The following is a 17,607-nucleotide window of genomic DNA, read 5'->3' on the forward strand; positions in this document are numbered from 1 at the left end:
ACTATTTTTGTATTTAGTCAATATAGTTGATTTACGGTAAATGAGTCAACTTAAAAATGCGAACTGAACGGGCAATTTATAATTTAAATGTAGGAAGGCTACACAGGTTATATATTCGCTTAATTATATTACAGACACGGTAGTGTAGGAAGATAGGAGTATATCTGCTAAACTACCCTTAAAATAGAAAGATTGATATCTATGAGTATTTACAACGATTACGTACAAGAGGTTGTAGAACGAGAAGGCCAAGGATTACATCCTAAGCCTATTGACGGAGCAGAATTACTAAGTGAAGTAATTGCTCAGATTAAAGATTTAAATAATGAAAATAGAGCAGAATCTTTAAGATTGTTTATCTATAATACCTTGCCGGGCACAACCCCTGCAGCCGGTGTTAAAGCGCAGTTCTTAAAAGAAATTATTCTGGGTGAATCAGTTGTTGCTGAGATCACACCTGATTTTGCTTTTGAGCTATTGTCTCATATGAAGGGAGGCCCTTCTATCAACGTATTATTGGATCTTGCTTTAGGTGCTGATGCTGCGATCGCAAGTCAAGCTGCGGAAGTACTTAAAACACAGGTTTTCTTATATGATGCAGATACTGCTCGCTTGAAGGACGCTTTTGAACAAGGCAATGCTATCGCAAAAGATATCTTGGAAAGCTACGCGAAAGCTGAATTTTTCACGAAACTTCCTGAAGTAACGGAAGAAATTCAGGTGGTTACTTTTATCGCAGGTGAAGGTGATATCTCTACAGATTTACTATCTCCGGGTAACCAGGCACACTCGCGTTCTGATCGTGAATTGCACGGTAAATGTATGATTACGCCGGAAGCACAACAACAAATCCAGGATCTACAGGCGCAGCATCCAGGTAAAAGTGTGATGTTGATCGCCGAAAGAGGAACAATGGGTGTGGGATCCTCACGGATGTCCGGTGTGAATAATGTGGCTCTATGGACTGGTAAACAAGCTAGCCCTTATGTTCCTTTTGTAAACATCGCCCCAATTGTAGGTGGTACGAATGGCATTTCGCCAATTTTCTTGACAACAGTGGATGTGACAGGTGGTATTGGTATCGATCTTAAAAACTGGGTGAAGAAAGTTGATGAAAACGGAAATGTAGTTCGCAATGACAAAAATGAGCCTGTTTTAGAGGAGGTTTATTCTGTTGCTACAGGTACTGTTTTAACGATCAATACAAAAACAAAAAAATTATATAATGGTGAGCAGGAGCTAATTGATATTTCAAAGGCATTGACACCACAAAAAATGGAATTTATCAAAGCGGGTGGTTCTTATGCTATCGTATTTGGTAAAAAAATCCAAACTTTCGCAGCGCAAACGCTAGGTATACAAGCAGCTACAGTATTTGCTCCTTCGAAAGAAATCACCATTGAAGGTCAAGGTTTAACTGCTGTAGAAAAAATCTTCAACAAAAACGCAGTAGGTGTAACACCAGGTAAAGTATTGCATGCTGGTTCTGATGTTCGCGTGAAAGTGAATATTGTCGGTTCTCAAGATACGACAGGTTTAATGACTGCACAGGAGTTGGAAGCAATGGCTGCTACAGTAATTGCTCCTACGGTTGACGGTGCTTATCAATCAGGTTGTCATACGGCATCTGTTTGGGATAAGAAAGCGCAAGCGAACATTCCAAAATTGATGAAATTTATGAACGATTTTGGTTTGATTACAGCACGCGATCCAAAAGGAGTTTATCACTCCATGACAGATGTGATCCACAAAGTATTAAATGATATTACGATTGATGAATGGGCAATCATCATTGGAGGTGACTCCCATACACGTATGTCTAAAGGTGTTGCTTTTGGAGCTGACTCGGGTACTGTTGCATTGGCATTGGCTACAGGTGAGGCTTCGATGCCGATTCCTGAATCTGTAAAAGTTACGTTCAAAGGTAGCATGAAGGAACACATGGATTTCCGTGATGTTGTACATGCTACACAAGCACAGATGTTGCAACAATTCGCTGGAGAAAACGTTTTCCAAGGTAGAATCATTGAGGTTCATATCGGTACATTACTTGCCGATCAGGCCTTTACTTTTACGGACTGGACAGCGGAGATGAAAGCAAAAGCATCCATCTGTATTTCACAGGATGATACATTAATTGAATCGTTAGAAATTGCTAAAAACCGTATCCAAATCATGATTGATAAGGGTATGGAAAATAAAAACAACGTTTTGCAAGGTTTGATCGATAAAGCGAACAAGCGTATCGAAGAAATCAGATCTGGCGCTAAACCAGCGTTGACACCAGATAACAATGCGAAATACTATGCTGAGGTTGTCGTTGACTTGGATCTTATCGAAGAACCCATGATTGCGGATCCAGATGTAAATAACGCAGACGTTTCTAAGCGTTATACACACGACACCATTCGTGATCTTTCTTACTATGGTGGAAACAAAAAAGTAGATCTAGGTTTCGTAGGTTCATGTATGGTGCATAAGGACGATTTGAAAATCGTTTCGAAAATGTTGCGGAATATCGAACAGCAAAAAGGTGTTGTTACTTTTGAGGCACCATTGGTTGTTGCGGCTCCGACTTATAATATCATTGATGAGTTGAAGGCTGAAGGCGATTGGGAATTCTTGCAAAAATACTCTGGATTTGAGTTCAGTGATGCATTGCCAAAAAGCACGGCCCGTACGGAATACGAAAATATTATGTACCTAGAGCGTCCTGGTTGTAACTTGTGTATGGGTAACCAAGAGAAAGCTGCTAAAGGTGATACGGTGATGGCTACTTCAACACGTTTGTTTCAAGGCCGTGTCGTTGAGGATAGAGATGGTAAAAAAGGAGAATCCCTATTAGCATCTACACCTGTTGTTGTACTTTCAGCTATTTTAGGACGTATTCCTAATATTGAAGAATACAAAGCTGCTGTCGAGGGTATTAACTTAACTAAATTTGCACCCATTCCGACAAAGTAAAAAGCTATCAGGATTTCAGTAACTTAATTAAATAACATAAATAAGAGAGATATGGCTTTTGATGTAGATATGATTAAAAAGGTGTACAGCCGTTATGATGAGCGCATTGCTGCGGCTCGTCAGGTGGTGAACAAACCTTTGACTTTATCTGAGAAAATTTTATATGCCCACCTTTGGGATGGTACTGCGACAGAAGATTACAAACGTGGCGTTTCATACGTTGATTTTGCCCCTGATCGTGTCGCGATGCAAGACGCAACTGCACAAATGGCTTTATTGCAATTTATGCAGGCTGGACGTCCAAAGGTAGCAGTTCCTTCTACCGTTCACTGTGATCACTTGATCCAGGCGAAAGAAGGTGCAGATAAAGATTTAGCTCGTGCTAAAAACGAAAGTTCGGAAGTATTTAACTTCTTGAGCTCTGTTTCAAATAAATATGGTATAGGTTTCTGGAAACCAGGTGCAGGTATTATCCACCAAGTTGTATTGGAAAACTATGCTTTCCCGGGTGGTATGATGATCGGTACGGATTCACATACTGTAAATGCTGGCGGTCTAGGTATGGTTGCCATCGGTGTGGGTGGAGCTGATGCCTGTGATGTGATGGCAGGTTTACCTTGGGAGCTAAAATTTCCAAAATTGATCGGTGTTAAATTAACCGGTAAATTGAGTGGTTGGGCTGCTGCAAAAGACGTGATCCTAAAAGTTGCTGGTATTTTAACTGTAAAAGGGGGAACTGGCGCTATCGTTGAATATTTTGGCGATGGTGCAGAGTCTTTATCTTGTACAGGTAAAGGGACAATCTGTAATATGGGCGCCGAAATTGGTGCCACGACTTCAACATTTGGTTACGATGACTCCATGGAGCGTTACCTTCGTGCGACAGGTCGTGCTGAAGTTGCGGATGCTGCCAATGCCATCAAACAACACTTGACCGCCGATGCTGAAGTTTATGCTAATCCGGAGCAATATTTTGATCAATTGATTGAAATCAATCTTTCGGAACTAGAACCTTCGTTAAATGGCCCATTCACGCCAGATTTATATACGCCAGTGTCACGCATGCGCGAAGAGGCTGATAAAAATGGCTGGCCATTGAAAGTGGAGTGGGGATTGATCGGATCCTGTACAAACTCTTCGTATGAGGATTTGTCGCGCGCCGCTTCTATTGCCAAACAAGCTGTTGACAAAGGATTGATCACCAAAGCTGAATTTGGTATCAACCCAGGCTCTGAGCAGGTTCGTTTTACTGCAGATCGCGATGGTTTATTAAAAACATTCGAAGATCTTAATGCAACGATATTCACAAACGCTTGTGGTCCATGTATCGGTATGTGGGATCGTGTGGGTGCGGACAAGCAAGAGAAAAACACTATTGTTCACTCGTTCAACCGTAACTTTGCAAAACGCGCAGATGGGAATCCAAATACTTACGCATTTGTTGCTTCTCCAGAATTGGTTGCTGCAATTGCAATTTCCGGTGATTTGGGCTTTAATCCTGTTACGGATACATTAACGAACAATAAAGGTGAGCAGGTGAAGTTGGATCCTCCTGTGGGAGATGAATTACCAACAAAAGGATTTGCTGTTGATGATCCGGGATATCAAGCCCCTGCAGCGGATGGAAGTGCTGTTGTTGTTGACGTAGCGCCGACATCAGACCGTCTCCAATTGTTGGAACCTTTTGCAGCTTGGGAAGGTACAGACTTAAAAGGTTTGAAATTATTGATCAAAGCAAAAGGTAAATGTACGACGGATCATATTTCTATGGCTGGTCCTTGGTTGAAATACCGTGGTCACTTAGATAATATTTCCAATAATATGCTGATCGGTGCGGTTAATTTCTTCAACGAGAAAACCGATAATGTGAAGAATCAATTGACAGGTGAATATGGTCCTGTTCCGGCAACGCAACGTGACTATAAAGCACATAACATCGGATCAATTGTGGTAGGGGATGAGAACTATGGTGAAGGGTCTTCGCGTGAGCATGCTGCGATGGAACCTCGTCATTTGGGTGTCCGCGCAGTATTGGTTAAATCTTTTGCCCGTATCCACGAGACAAACCTGAAAAAACAAGGTATGTTGGGCTTAACTTTTGCGAACAAGGATGACTATAACAAAATTCAAGAAAATGATACAATTGATATCCTTGGCTTGACGGAGTTTGCTCCTGGCAAACCATTGACTCTTGTCTTGCACCATGCAGATGGAACGCAAGAGGAAATCTTGGCAAACCACACCTACAATGCACAACAGATCGAATGGTTTAAAGCCGGTGGTGCTTTGAATATCATCCGTAAGAATCAAGCGAAATAAATTGATTCCATAAAAATTTAGTTAAAAAGCTGCTTTCATCCGAAAGCAGCTTTTTTTATGCAAGTTCAAGCGATGAAACATTTCTGTGATCTTCGTCATATTTTCCTAATTTCCATATAATTTATTTGGTTATAAAATAGAATGAGGGTACTTTTGCCCAACGTTTTTAGCGCCGATATGAGAAAAATATTTTTGACGATTGGAGCACTTGCATTAAGTGTTTCGAGTTTATTTGCACAGGAAAATCCAGAAATAGGAAAAAGCATTTTTAAACCAAGGAATTTAAGGACAGAAAGTAATAAAGGGAAGTTTTTCTTTTTTTGGGGGTATAACTTTTCTTCTTACGCAAAATCTGATATACATTTTACAGGTCCAAATTATGATTTCATCCTCCATGATGTAAAAGCGGGTGATCGCCCGACGAAATTTGGATCGACCTATTTTGATCCAGGGCGTTTGACTATTCCACAATTTAATCTGCATTTCGGTTACTATATCAAGGACAATTACTCTATTTCCTTAGGCTGGGATCATATGAAATATGTTGTGGATATTCCACAACAGGTTAAGATTACAGGTTATATTGGTGACGAAATCTCAAAACCTGGCATACCGACCGGAAATCGTGCGGGACAATATAATGGCGAAAAGATCACGGTGGATTCTGCAATGTTGACTTTTGAACATACGGATGGCTACAACTTTGCCTCAGTAGGGTTGGAGCGATACGATGATATTATCAACAACCGTAAAGGTCAACAGGTACTCACCATGGAGTCTGGCGTAGACGTAGGACTTTTGATTCCGCGTTCGGATGTACATCTTTTTGGTGAAGGCGGTAACCACTTCTGGAATATCGCCGGATATGGTGCTTCGGCAAAAGTTGGTTTACACTACCGTTTTTATAAAGGACTTTATTTACAAGGAAACTTTAAAACAGGTTGGACAGATTTGTACAATATTCGCACAACCGGTAGAAGAGGTGTTGACAAAGCAACACAGCAAATCTGGTTTTTTGAAAACTATTGGGCCTTGGGCTTTAGATTCTAACGATTTCAATTTATACTATCATAGGAAAGGGGCTGTCCAAAAAACAGCCCCTTTCTTATGATATTTCCATCGGGAAACAAGATCATTTCATAAGCGAATCGAGGTTTTCCTAAATATCACTTAATTTAAAGATATCCTTTACCCGGATTCCTTTCTCCGTATGTTGCAAGGTACAGCATTCATTAATCGGATCATGCTCAAAGAAGAGAATATATTCATTTTCGACGATTTCATTCCAATAGCTATTACGTTCTTCCATCGTGACTAGTGGCCTCACATCATAGCCCATGACATAGGGGATGGGGATATGACCAACAGAAGGCAAGAGATCTGCCATATAAAGCACCGTCTTTCCCTTATATTGAATCTGTGGTAACATCATCGCTTCGGTATGGCCGTTGGCATAGCGGATGCTGATCTCCTTACCAAAGGGATCTTCACTATCTTCAACGAATTTCAATCGGCCGCTTTCTTGAATAGGAAGGATATTCTCTTTTAGAAATGATGCTTTCTCTCTCGGATTGGGGGCTGTAGCCCAGGCCCAATGGTCACTATTGCTCCAAAAATCTGCATTTTTAAAAGCAGGAGATAATTTTTCCCCTTCGCGGATAATCGCACCACCACAATGGTCAAAATGCAAATGTGTCAGGATAACATCCGTAATGTCGTTTCTGTCAAAACCAATATTTTTAAGAGATTTGTCTAAGGTAGCATCACCGTGTAAATAGTAATAACTGAAGAATTTTTCGTTTTGTTTATCGCCAAGCCCTGTGTCCACCAGCAGTAATCTGTTGCCTTCCTCAATGAGGAGTAAACGATTGCCCCATGTGCACATATTGTTGGAATCAGCCGGATTTGTTTTATTCCAGATACTTTTGGGAACCACTCCAAACATGGCACCGCCATCCAATTTAAAGAAGCCTGTTTCTATCGCATGTAATTTCATCTTATTAATATTTGTAAAGCTTGGAACAATTTACGAAAAATATAAATTATATGGACGGTACACGAACGGATTGTGCTAAAAAAATATGCTAAAAAGTTTAATTTATTTTACCTTTATAAGTAACTGATAGTTAGCTTGTTGGTTTTGTGTTTTTTATACAATAAGCCTGATTTTTAGATAATTAAGTTTTGTTTTTAGCGAAATTTGCCTTTAACTTTGGGCACATTTTAAAACAAACAAAAAATATGAAAAAGGGTAACATTGGAAACGCGCCTGATTTGAAATATTTGAAAATTGATTATACAGGAAATGTATTTTATCAATTACCTGTTTCAGAGTTGGTCGAACATGCTTTAGCGAATCAAGAGGGAAGACTGTCTGACACTGGAGCATTAGCCGCTGATACAGGGAAATTTACTGGAAGATCCCCCAAAGACCGGTTTTTGGTTGAGGATTCCTTAACTAAGGATGCTGTATGGTGGGGTGAAATCAATCAGCCGATGACCTCGGCCAATTTTGATGCATTATTTTCAAAGGTTGCTGCACATTTGAGTAACAGAACAATTTATGTTCGGGATTGTGCAGCAGGGGCTGACCCAGCATATCAATTATCCATTCGTGTTATCACAGAGACAGCTTATCAGAGTATTTTTGCCAACAATCTGTTTTTGAGATCTGTGGGTGATATCGATAGTCAACCGCAATGGTCAATACTCGCTGCGCCGACATTACTTATCGAGGATCCGCAACACTACGGTATTCGCAACGAAAATTTTGTAGCCATTGATTTTACAAAAAAGATGGTGTTAATTGCGGGAACGGGTTATACAGGTGAAATCAAGAAAAGTATCTTTTCCATTTTGAATTTTATTCTACCGCATGAACATAATGTATTATCCATGCACTGCTCGGCGAATACGTCCAAAGATGGTAAAACAGCCTTATTCTTCGGGCTTTCCGGAACGGGTAAGACCACATTATCTGCGGATAAAAACAGGAAATTGATCGGTGATGACGAGCATGGTTGGAGCGAGAAGGGGATTTTCAACTTTGAAGGTGGTTGTTATGCAAAATGCGTAGGACTTACAGAAGAAAAGGAACCTGAGATTTACCATGCTATCCGTTTTGGTTCCTTGCTTGAGAATGTTGTTCTGGATGAGTTTGATCGACCAGACTATGACGATATCAGTAAAACCGAAAATACGCGGGTTTCCTATCCGATCGATTTCATGGAAAACGCTGAGATGACGGGAATAGGTCATGCACCTGAAAATATTTTCTTTCTGACTGCAGATGCTTTTGGTGTATTGCCACCGATTTCATTGTTAACAGTAGATCAGGCAGTCTATCATTTTGTGAGTGGTTATACGGCAAAAGTAGCTGGTACCGAGGTAGGGGTGAAGGAACCTACTGCAGCCTTCTCAACATGTTTCGGTCAAGCATTCTTACCTCTACACCCAGCGAAGTATGCTGCGTTACTGCGGGCTAAACTGGAGCAAAATCCCAAGATCAAAGTATGGTTGGTTAATACAGGTTGGATTGCCGGTCCTTATGGTATCGGACGTCGTATTAAACTGAACTATACACGGGCTCTAATTCGTGCTGCAATGGATGGCTCACTATTGGAGGCTCAATTTAATAAGCATGAGATTTTTGGATTGGATTATCCGACCAGCTGTGGCGAATTTGTTCCTGAACAGATTCTAGACGCTAGAGGATTATGGAACAATAACGAAGCCTATGACATGCAAGCTAAACGATTAGCAAAATTGTTTATCGAAAATTTTGAAAAATTTGATCATTCAATGCCAGCTTCGGTACAGATGGCTGGTCCTCGGATCGCAACGACAATACTTGTTTAAAAGTATAGCATTAATTAGCGTGCAAAGCCTTCAAAAAGACATTGTCTTTTTGAAGGCTTTTTTATAGACGCATTTTAATTGTGTTTGTTCACAAAAGAATCCAATTTCTCCTGTTCATTTCCGGCAATTGCATTGATAATTATCCGAAAAGCTGCTAAGCGAGCTTTCTTTTTATTGTCTTTGTCGATTTCAAACCAAGGCGACTTTTTGGTGGCGGTCGTTTTAAAGAGTTTTTCAATATAACCCGTATAAACATCCCATTTTTCCTGTGCCTGTTGATCCAAAACCCCAACCTTCCAGTGCTTTAGGATATCTTCTTGTCGCTCCTTTAAGCGTTCCGCCTGCTCTTCTTTACTGATGCTCAGAAACAGCTTGATTAGGATAATACCATCATCAATCAATTGCTTTTCAAATTCCGGTACCTGTTGCATAAATAATTCATGCTGCTCCTTTGTACAAAAATCAAATACAGGCTCTACCACCGCACGGTTATAATAACTACGGTCGAAAATGACCATTTCACCGGCATTGGGTAGATGCTTGATATAGCGTTGAAAGTACCACTGACCATTCTCCTCAACAGTTGGCTTAGGTAATGCCACAACACGTACCTTTTTGGGATTTAAATGCTCGGTCACCCGACCAATTGTACCTCCCTTTCCAGCAGCATCTCTTCCTTCAAATATAATGACAACACGTTTCCCTTTTTCAATGATATCATATTGTAATTTGAGCAAGGTTACCTGTAGATCATAGAGCTCTTTTTCATAGTCATAGACATCGTTAAATTTTTTGATTTCCAAAATCCCATGTTGCTCTAAATAGTCAAGAACATCTTTGTTTTGACGGATTTTTTCAAGCTCTTTTAAATCGTATTCTGCCATATTAATTGGTTTTTTCAAGTTCGTTCACCTAAAGTTACTTATTGAATTGTTAAAAAATGTCAAAATTGAAATAAATCAGACCAACACATGTAATATTGATCCAAAAGCCAACGTTATAAGGAAAAGCAATGCAAAAGGATGCTTTGATTAAGAATTGGACTTTTCATAAATTTAGGTTAATAATTGGTTAGGTTAGCCCGGAGTTCTCAACTTCGGGCTTTTTTGTTTTTATGCAGTAAAGTTTTTCGGGTATCCAATTAGCTCTCCGGTGAAAGACTTGAACTTAAATCTGGTACGAATATACCATAGGTTAGGATCGTGTATTGTTGAATCGTTTTCAGGTATTCAATTTGCTTTCCAGCAAACGTCTTCGACTCGCAGGTCCCCATAATTATCCAAGGCTGAGGGGCATATATTGTTTTCGAATATCCCGCCTGAGCCTCCGACGAACGACTTTGGTTTGTATGCTCTCCTAAAAATAGGAAGGATAGGAGAGTTATTATTTAAATGTTAAAAAATGTTAAAGAAATGGTAATCATATAATTAATTGAGATATGCTTCGTTTTAATTTCAAATACTTTTCATAAAATAGGTTAATATATGGCTAACGAAAGCTCAGGGTTCCCCACTCTGAGCTTTTTATTTTTTGATTAATCAGAATGGTCTTTTAGTGAAGAATAAATGGCCTCTAATAAAAATAGGAAGTCGTGCCTATTATAGATTATCCGTTTATAGGTTATCCGTATGCTGGATAATTTTCGAAGAGTGATTGTAGACTTTCAGCTTTATGCCAACTTCCTGCCCGGAGGGGTTTTTGATGGACACACTTCCTTTATGCCCGATGTTCAGGGAATATTCTATGTCTTTTTTCATGATGATTTCACTGGTGTCAGTCGCTAACGCTATGGTATTGCTCGATTTATTGACGGCCTCGATAGAAAATGTGCTCGCGTTCTCTGTCGAAATCTTTAAGAATTTATGTGCTGGGACCACTGTATTGATATACAATGTGTATTTATCTTTTTTGCCTAGCTTGTTTATTTGGCAAGACTGTAAGATTGCGCAGGTCAATAGCGCAGCTAATAATTTCATAATTTAACCGTTGATAATTAGAAATTAAAAAATAAAGTTCATTTATCCTAATATTTACTTATTCAGGTTGCTCAAAAAGCCTAACTTAAAGAGGGGAATATGATGTGGCGTAAAAAAGCCCTACAATTTGCTTGTAGGGCTTTACTATTCTTTTAAATAAAATAACGTTAAGCTACTTCTCTTAAATCTACTGCAACTACACGCGATACACCTTGTTCAACCATGGTCACGCCATAGATAATATCTGTACTTGCGATTGTTTTCTTATTATGGGATACAACAATAAACTGTGAGTTTTTGGAAAAATCACGAATGATATTGTTGAATTTATCAATATTGGTATCATCCAGCGGAGCATCCACCTCATCAAAAATACAGAAAGGTGCCGGCTTTGACAGATACAAGGAAAATAACAATGCCGTAGAGGTCAAGGTTTTCTCACCACCCGATAGCTGGTTGATGGATAATGGGCGTTTTCCTTTTGGCTGAGCTATGATATCAATATCCGAATCCAATGGATTGCTTGGATCAGTCAAAACGAGATCACAGCTGTCTTCTTCATTGAATAATGAACGGAATACTTTAACAAAATTGTCCCGTACAGCATTGAAGGTAAACATAAACTGCACCTTTGCGGTATCATCTATTTCTTTGATTGTTGCCATTAATGAACCTTTTGCTTCGATCAGATCTGCTTTTTCCTTATTGATAAAGTCATAACGCTCATTCATCTCATCAAAGGCCTCTTTGGCCATTAAATTGATCGTTCCAAACTCATCGAGCTGCTTTTTGAGTTTGCTGCATTTTGTCACTAAACTGGATTGATCTTCGGCTATTTCAGGTACATCCTCACGTTCGATCAGATCTTTCAATTCGATATTAAATTCGACCGATAGACGTTCTTTTAGTGCATTGAGATCAATTTGTAAGGCTGTTTTCTTATCCTTAATCTCACCGATAAGAAAGTCACTCTGTTCTTTTGAGCGGCGTTGCTGCGTCAATGAATCTTCCAGATTATTGATCTGTTGCTTGTCCGCATAATACGTTTCCTCTAGCTCTTTTAGGCCGTCTTCCAATGAAATCTTCTGCTCATACATAGCAATAAGATCTGCATCTTCTTCGTCCTCAAATGGAATCGTAGTTCGCAATGCTTCCTGTACTTCAACGAGTTCAATACTATTTCGCTCGATACGGATTTCATGATCATCTTTTTGGGTCTCTCTGAATTCGAGATCCTTGCTAATATTAGCGACTTTATTCAGTTGTTGATGATAACTGATATTTTCCTGATTATAGGCAATGGATTTTTCGTTTAATATTTCTGAAATTTCATGGAATTGATCCTGTAATTCGGAAAGTTCAGTTACACTTTGATCTTTTTCTATACGTAATTCCTGAAGCTGAGGTTCGGCAACCGTAAGATCCGACTCGATAGTTGCAATTTTTTCCTGGATATCTTTTTTCCGTATTTGCGAATTGTTGATGAAAGCTTGATATTGCTCCTGTTTGGTTTTTACCGTAATCAACTCATTGTTGAGTCTGTTCAGTTGAAAACGTAGTTCATCAATAAGTTCTTTTTGGGAGTTGCCACGCAAAGTCTCCACACGTGCTGTTTCAGCCGTTATTTTGTCTTCAAGTTTTGCAATCTCCAGATTAAGCGCTTTAATTTCCTGTGAGAGAACCTCCAGGTTTTTCGCTCTGCCGATACGTTTTCCTTCGAATAATCCGACCGATCCGCCCGAAAGGCCTAAATGATGCTTGGCGTAACGGCCATTCTTCTGTAGGATGACCTGTCCAGCTTCAGGAAGTTTCTGCTCCATTTCCTTTTCGCCTTCCTGCTTTAAAATAAAGACATGCTGAAGGAGTAGGGTACAAAGCGCTTTATATTTTTCATCCACAGTGATCACATCCAGAGCGGACATGAGATTGTCATGTGAAGGAAGGGGCTGTTTAACGGTTGTATCTATGGCATCCAGAACAAAGAAATTGGCACGGCCTTTTGCGGCGTCGCTCAATAACTGGATGGCCTGTACGGCATCCTGTTGGGTCTCGACAACATAATGGTTCATGATCGGTTCCAGGTAATTTTCAATTGCAACACGATAGTCTTCCTGGCAAAATAGCACATCGGAGAAGAGCGGTGGCTGCTTTTTCCAACCCGCATTTTTCTTCAAGAATCGAATAGAATCTGGGAAACCCTCTAAATTGTCAATAAGGGATTTTGTCAGATTATATTCATTCTGTTTGGCATCAACCAATCTAAGGTCTTTCGCAAGTTGTGCTTTAAACTCCTCCAAATTTGTCTGACATTGAAGGATCTGCATTTGCAGTTCTTCCTCCAGTTGATTGGACGAATCATACTGCAACTGCTGCGCTTCAACACGACCTTCCAATTCCGCTACAGCACTGTTAAATTGCTGTAATTCTGCTTCCTTCGATTCGGTATCCACATTGTTGCGGACAGCTTCCTGAAGAAGGGCTTCTTTTTGGATATTAAAAACAGCGAGATCCTTCTCGAGTTTATAAATCTTAGCCTGAAGTTCCGCATTGCTTTTGTTGAAGATATCCAATTTCCCCTTGGCAGATTGTTGTTGACCCCTCAGGGCATCTACCTCAGATTTATTGGATTCCAGATTGTCTTTGAGTGAATCAAGTTTATTCTGTTCATCAAATAGCTCCTCATTCAGTCTTTTAATGGTATAAAGGACGTGATTCAGTTGTTGCTTGTCGCTATTGACATCAAGATTTAATCGATTTTCTTTATCCTGAAGATTTTTGACTTTCTCATTTTTGATCTTCTTTTCCGATTCATAGCCACGGATTTTGTTAACAAATTCTTGTGTAGCCTTTTGTTGTACAGAAAGGTTCTTCTCCTGCTCCAAATTTACCTGACGCAGTGATTGAAGTTCAGTTTCCGCATGGAGAATTAATTGCTGGGAATTTGCGGAATCCTTTTGGACTTTAGATTCCTGCGTTTGAAGTCGATCAAGTTCAGTCGAGAAATCAGCAATTCTATAATAAGCAAGATCAATGCTACTTTGGCGATATTCCTGCTTGAGTAGGGTATATTTCTCCGCCTTTTTAGCTTGATTTTCTAACGATTTAAGATTTTTCGTGATCTCATAGAGCAAATCGTCTACCCGGCTGAGGTCAGCTTCCGTATCTTTTAATTTTGTTAGTGTCTGTTTTTTGCGCACCTTGTATTTTGAAATACCGGATGCTTCCTCAAAAAGATTTCTACGTGAATTGTCTTTGTTATTGATGATCTCATCGATCATTTTCAACTCGATGATGGAATAACTATCTGCACCGACCCCTGTATCCAAAAATAAATCCGTGATATCTTTTAAACGACATTTTACATCATTCAAACGATACTCACTATCCCCATTTCGGAATAGTTTACGTGTTACCGTAACAGTAGAGAATTCTGTTGGGAGGATATTATTGTTATTATTGAAGGTCAAGGAAACTTCCGCAAGATTAGCTGGTTTTCTGTTCTTTGTTCCGTTAAAAATAATGTTTTCCATTTTATCCGAACGCAGCATCTTTGTACTTTGTTCACCAAGTACCCAGCGTATTGCATCCACCACATTGGATTTCCCACATCCATTTGGTCCGACAATCGCGGTAACACCGTCATTGAAGTTGATCGTGATCTTGTCTCCGAAACTCTTAAATCCCTTTATTTCTAGTTTGGTTAACTGCATTTATACCAAATTTGTTTGTCGTTATAAGCTTGCGAAAATAGTAAATTAAAATAAAACTTTTTTCTTTCTTTACTCACATTTTCCTGTTTCAGGATCGCAAGAAGGCCCTTCTTCACCTCTTTGTTGTAATGGGACGGATTGGCTTGCCAAACACTCTTTGATCGTATTGTGAAAAACTTCCATAGGTTGTGCACCGGGAATTGCATACTTCCGGTCAAAGACAAAGAATGGTACACCACGAAGACCGAGGTTGACACCTTCCTGAATGTCCTGACTGACATCGTAAGCATAGTTGTCAGACGCTAAAAGCTCCTGAACCGCTTCAACAGGGAGACCTACTTGTTTCGCCAGTTCAACAAGGGTTGCATTATCGTTGACATCTAAACCGTCGGTAAAATGGGCTTTGAATAATGATTTTTTCAAAGCAGTTCCTTTTTGATGGGTCTGCGCAAAATGAAGAAGACGATGTGCTTTTTTGGTATTGACGACAATTGCTTTATCAAAGTTTAATGCGATACCAAGTTCTTTACCTTGCGCACTGAGTTGTGCCGTCATTGCCACGACATCATCCATACTCATCCCTTTTGTACGGACAAGGTAATCGTAGGTTGGCATTCCCGGAGCGTCTTCGGGAAATTCTGGATTGAGCTGATAGGATTTCCAGGTAATCTCTGCTTGTACATCTTGCTCAACTTCCTGTAGGGCCGACTCAAGCTTTGTCAAGCCAATATAACAAAACGGACAAATGATGTCCGACCAAATTTCTATTTTCATATTTCTTATTTTACTCCGTATATTGTAATCAAAAATACATATAATAACGGTGATTATCGGATTACATTGTTGGGTCAATGTCAACATCATTATATTGCAGGTCTAAGTATATGTCAGAGAAAGATTTTTTAAATCGTAAAGTAACACTCGTCCTCGGGGGCGGGGGAGCGAGAGGATTGGTACATATCGGTATTATCCGCAAACTAGAGGAAATGGGCTTTGAGATCGATGAAATTGTGGGTTGTTCCATTGGCGCATTGGTCGGCGGAATTTATGCCCAGGGAAAGATGGATGTGCTGGAAGACTGGATGCATAATCTAACAAAGAAATCGGTTTTCAATATGATGGATTTCAGCTGGAAGGGTCTGGGAATGATGAAAGGGATTAAGGTTTTTAATGCCTTGAAATCGGTTATTCCCGATGCGAATATAGAAACGTTTCCTATTTTATTCAAGGCTGTTGCTACTGATCTGAATTATGAAAAAGAAGTCGTACTCGATTTTGGAAGTATGTATGACGCAATACGGGCTTCTATTGCAATACCGGCTGTTTTTACAGCAGTAGAGGAAGACACGCATGTCTATGTGGATGGCGGAGTTCTCAATCCATTACCCATCAACCACGTCACACGAAAAGAAAATTTAATTATAGCGGTCAATCTGGAATCAAAACCGGATAAACAGTATTCTGTTATCAAAAAATTGGATACAAAAACCTCAAATTCGCTGGATATTCTACAAGCTTCCTATTATGTGATGCGCAGAAAAATGAGCCGTATGATTATTGATCTCTATCGTCCGGATGTTGTTGTCAACATCCCTTATAACATCTGTAATTTGTGGGACTACCACCGTGCAGAGTTTTTAGTTCAAAAAGGCAGGGAATACATTGATAAAGCCCTTAAAAGTAAGACCAAAATAGAGTAGTGCACTGTGCACTACTCTATTTTGGTCTTTCATATTTAGATCATCAAGAATTGAACAGGGAGCTCTTTGATCGTTGTCAAGAAATCAAGGATTAAAACAGATTGGGATAGTCACTGATAATTCCATCTACTTTCAGTACCTTCAATTGCTCAATCTCTGTTTTATTATTTACTGTCCACGGAATTACCTTGACATTTGCTTTATGGTATTGTTTGACAAATTCGCTGGTCACCAGCTTATAGTGTGGGCTAATGATGAAAGGAGTAAAACCTAATGCTGCGATTGTCTCCTGTGCATTTTTTGTATAGTTGCCATCGATAAGATAAGAAACTTTTAATTGTGGGTAGGCTTTGTTTAGATACTTGACTGCCCGAATATCAAAGGATTGAATGATGGTACGAGCTGCAATTTTTTTCTCTGTGATCACCTGTACCATTAAATCAACGAATTCTTCTACTCTGGGATGATAGATGCCGTCTTTATCCTCTTTACTTTTCACCTCAATATTATAAAACATAGGCGCTGTTCTCTTTTGGAGGGCATAGGCTTCTGTACTATCGATGAGGTCGGCGAGTTTTGCAATACGCGTAACTTGTTTTTTCTGTTCTGGAAACTCCTTATAAAATTTGGAACCAATATCGTACTTGATCAGGTCTTTATAGTTCATTGCATATATTTTCAATGATTTATCTTTTTCGGAAATCTCAGTGCCATCTGGTTTTAATACAAATTTGGGATTGAGATAATCGTCGTGAAAAACAACGACTTTCCGATCTTTTGTAATGTGACAATCCATTTCCAGTGTTGTTACCCGGGGCAGATCAATTGCATTTTTCATGGCAGCAATAGATTCTTCGGGGTAGAGGCCACGTCCGCCACGATGTGCTTCCAAACTGAGTTTAGGGAAGCTGTTGGTTGTTTTTTGGGAATCTTTCATAACTGAACAAGACACAGATGATAATAGCAGACCAAAAAAGGCTATTCTAAGAAGACTTCTTTTCATTATTATTATATTTAAACAAAATAAGGGTGAATTACCCCGTTTTGAATAGGCGAATATACATAACCTATTTTACTTTG

11 protein-coding genes are annotated in these 17,607 nt (G+C 39.5%); 5 read left to right on the top strand and 6 right to left on the bottom strand.

Annotation, left to right across the window (positions count from 1 at the left end):
- Positions 1–201 precede the first annotated feature (201 nt).
- The 3 genes from ABFX33_RS12650 to ABFX33_RS12660 all read left to right on the top strand — a co-directional run bounded on the left by ABFX33_RS12650 (position 202) and on the right by ABFX33_RS12660 (position 6,333).
- Positions 202–2,964: a bifunctional aconitate hydratase 2/2-methylisocitrate dehydratase gene (locus ABFX33_RS12650; RefSeq protein WP_346086320.1), complete on the top strand. Its 2,763-nt coding sequence runs from the start codon at positions 202–204 to the stop codon at positions 2,962–2,964.
- A 51-nt stretch (positions 2,965–3,015) separates the two neighbouring features.
- The gene (locus tag ABFX33_RS12655) at positions 3,016–5,283 is read left to right on the top strand and encodes an aconitate hydratase (protein ID WP_346086321.1); all 2,268 of its coding nucleotides are present in this window, start codon (positions 3,016–3,018) and stop codon (positions 5,281–5,283) included.
- Between the two features lie 177 nt (positions 5,284–5,460).
- Complete coding sequence (locus ABFX33_RS12660; protein WP_346086322.1) at positions 5,461–6,333, top strand: hypothetical protein; 873 nt, start codon at positions 5,461–5,463, stop codon at positions 6,331–6,333.
- A 109-nt stretch (positions 6,334–6,442) separates the two neighbouring features.
- Here the strand turns inward: ABFX33_RS12660 and ABFX33_RS12665 are convergent, their stop codons facing one another.
- Positions 6,443–7,279 carry an MBL fold metallo-hydrolase gene (locus ABFX33_RS12665; protein WP_346086323.1) on the bottom strand — a complete coding sequence of 279 codons (837 nt, stop codon included), beginning with the start codon at positions 7,277–7,279 and terminating at the stop codon, positions 6,443–6,445.
- A gap of 245 nt (positions 7,280–7,524) precedes the next feature.
- On the opposite strand from ABFX33_RS12665, the gene pckA reads away from it, so the two are divergent.
- The gene (gene pckA, locus ABFX33_RS12670; RefSeq protein WP_346086324.1) at positions 7,525–9,141 is read left to right on the top strand and encodes a phosphoenolpyruvate carboxykinase (ATP); all 1,617 of its coding nucleotides are present in this window, start codon (positions 7,525–7,527) and stop codon (positions 9,139–9,141) included.
- 74 nt (positions 9,142–9,215) lie between these two features.
- Here the strand turns inward: pckA and ppk2 are convergent, their stop codons facing one another.
- From ppk2 to ABFX33_RS12690, 4 genes are all read right to left on the bottom strand, one after another.
- On the bottom strand, positions 9,216–10,025 hold the full coding sequence (gene ppk2 / locus ABFX33_RS12675; protein WP_346086325.1) for a polyphosphate kinase 2: 810 nt from the start codon (positions 10,023–10,025) through the stop codon (positions 9,216–9,218).
- 729 nt (positions 10,026–10,754) lie between these two features.
- Complete coding sequence (locus ABFX33_RS12680) at positions 10,755–11,117, bottom strand: hypothetical protein (RefSeq protein WP_346086326.1); 363 nt, start codon at positions 11,115–11,117, stop codon at positions 10,755–10,757.
- 167 nt (positions 11,118–11,284) lie between these two features.
- Entirely contained in the window at positions 11,285–14,827 is a 3,543-nt protein-coding gene (gene smc / locus ABFX33_RS12685) for a chromosome segregation protein SMC (RefSeq protein ID WP_346086327.1), read from the bottom strand.
- A 69-nt stretch (positions 14,828–14,896) separates the two neighbouring features.
- Complete coding sequence (locus tag ABFX33_RS12690; protein WP_257089946.1) at positions 14,897–15,601, bottom strand: DsbA family oxidoreductase; 705 nt, start codon at positions 15,599–15,601, stop codon at positions 14,897–14,899.
- 110 nt (positions 15,602–15,711) lie between these two features.
- On the opposite strand from ABFX33_RS12690, the gene ABFX33_RS12695 reads away from it, so the two are divergent.
- The gene (locus ABFX33_RS12695) at positions 15,712–16,527 is read left to right on the top strand and encodes a patatin-like phospholipase family protein (RefSeq protein ID WP_167457200.1); all 816 of its coding nucleotides are present in this window, start codon (positions 15,712–15,714) and stop codon (positions 16,525–16,527) included.
- Between the two features lie 91 nt (positions 16,528–16,618).
- Here ABFX33_RS12695 and ABFX33_RS12700 read toward each other — a convergent pair whose 3' ends face one another.
- Complete coding sequence (locus tag ABFX33_RS12700) at positions 16,619–17,464, bottom strand: glycerophosphodiester phosphodiesterase family protein (RefSeq protein WP_346086328.1); 846 nt, start codon at positions 17,462–17,464, stop codon at positions 16,619–16,621.
- Between the last annotated feature and the right edge of the window lie 143 nt (positions 17,465–17,607).

It is taken from the genome of Sphingobacterium ginsenosidimutans, assembly GCF_039536865.1.
In the GTDB taxonomy this organism is placed as follows: Bacteria; Bacteroidota; Bacteroidia; order Sphingobacteriales; family Sphingobacteriaceae; genus Sphingobacterium; species Sphingobacterium detergens.

What these genes read in the sequence shown, in the direction of transcription:
- ABFX33_RS12650 (WP_346086320.1), top strand. Translation starts at nt 202, where the DNA reads ATGAGTATTTACAACGATTACGTACAAGAGGTTGTAGAACGAGAAGGC.
- ABFX33_RS12655 (WP_346086321.1), top strand. Translation starts at nt 3,016, where the DNA reads ATGGCTTTTGATGTAGATATGATTAAAAAGGTGTACAGCCGTTATGAT.
- ABFX33_RS12660 (WP_346086322.1), top strand. Translation starts at nt 5,461, where the DNA reads ATGAGAAAAATATTTTTGACGATTGGAGCACTTGCATTAAGTGTTTCG.
- ABFX33_RS12665 (WP_346086323.1), bottom strand. Translation starts at nt 7,279, where the DNA reads ATGAAATTACATGCGATAGAAACAGGCTTCTTTAAATTGGATGGCGGT.
- pckA (WP_346086324.1), top strand. Translation starts at nt 7,525, where the DNA reads ATGAAAAAGGGTAACATTGGAAACGCGCCTGATTTGAAATATTTGAAA.
- ppk2 (WP_346086325.1), bottom strand. Translation starts at nt 10,025, where the DNA reads ATGGCAGAATACGATTTAAAAGAGCTTGAAAAAATCCGTCAAAACAAA.
- ABFX33_RS12680 (WP_346086326.1), bottom strand. Translation starts at nt 11,117, where the DNA reads ATGAAATTATTAGCTGCGCTATTGACCTGCGCAATCTTACAGTCTTGC.
- smc (WP_346086327.1), bottom strand. Translation starts at nt 14,827, where the DNA reads ATGCAGTTAACCAAACTAGAAATAAAGGGATTTAAGAGTTTCGGAGAC.
- ABFX33_RS12690 (WP_257089946.1), bottom strand. Translation starts at nt 15,601, where the DNA reads ATGAAAATAGAAATTTGGTCGGACATCATTTGTCCGTTTTGTTATATT.
- ABFX33_RS12695 (WP_167457200.1), top strand. Translation starts at nt 15,712, where the DNA reads ATGTCAGAGAAAGATTTTTTAAATCGTAAAGTAACACTCGTCCTCGGG.
- ABFX33_RS12700 (WP_346086328.1), bottom strand. Translation starts at nt 17,464, where the DNA reads ATGAAAGATTCCCAAAAAACAACCAACAGCTTCCCTAAACTCAGTTTG.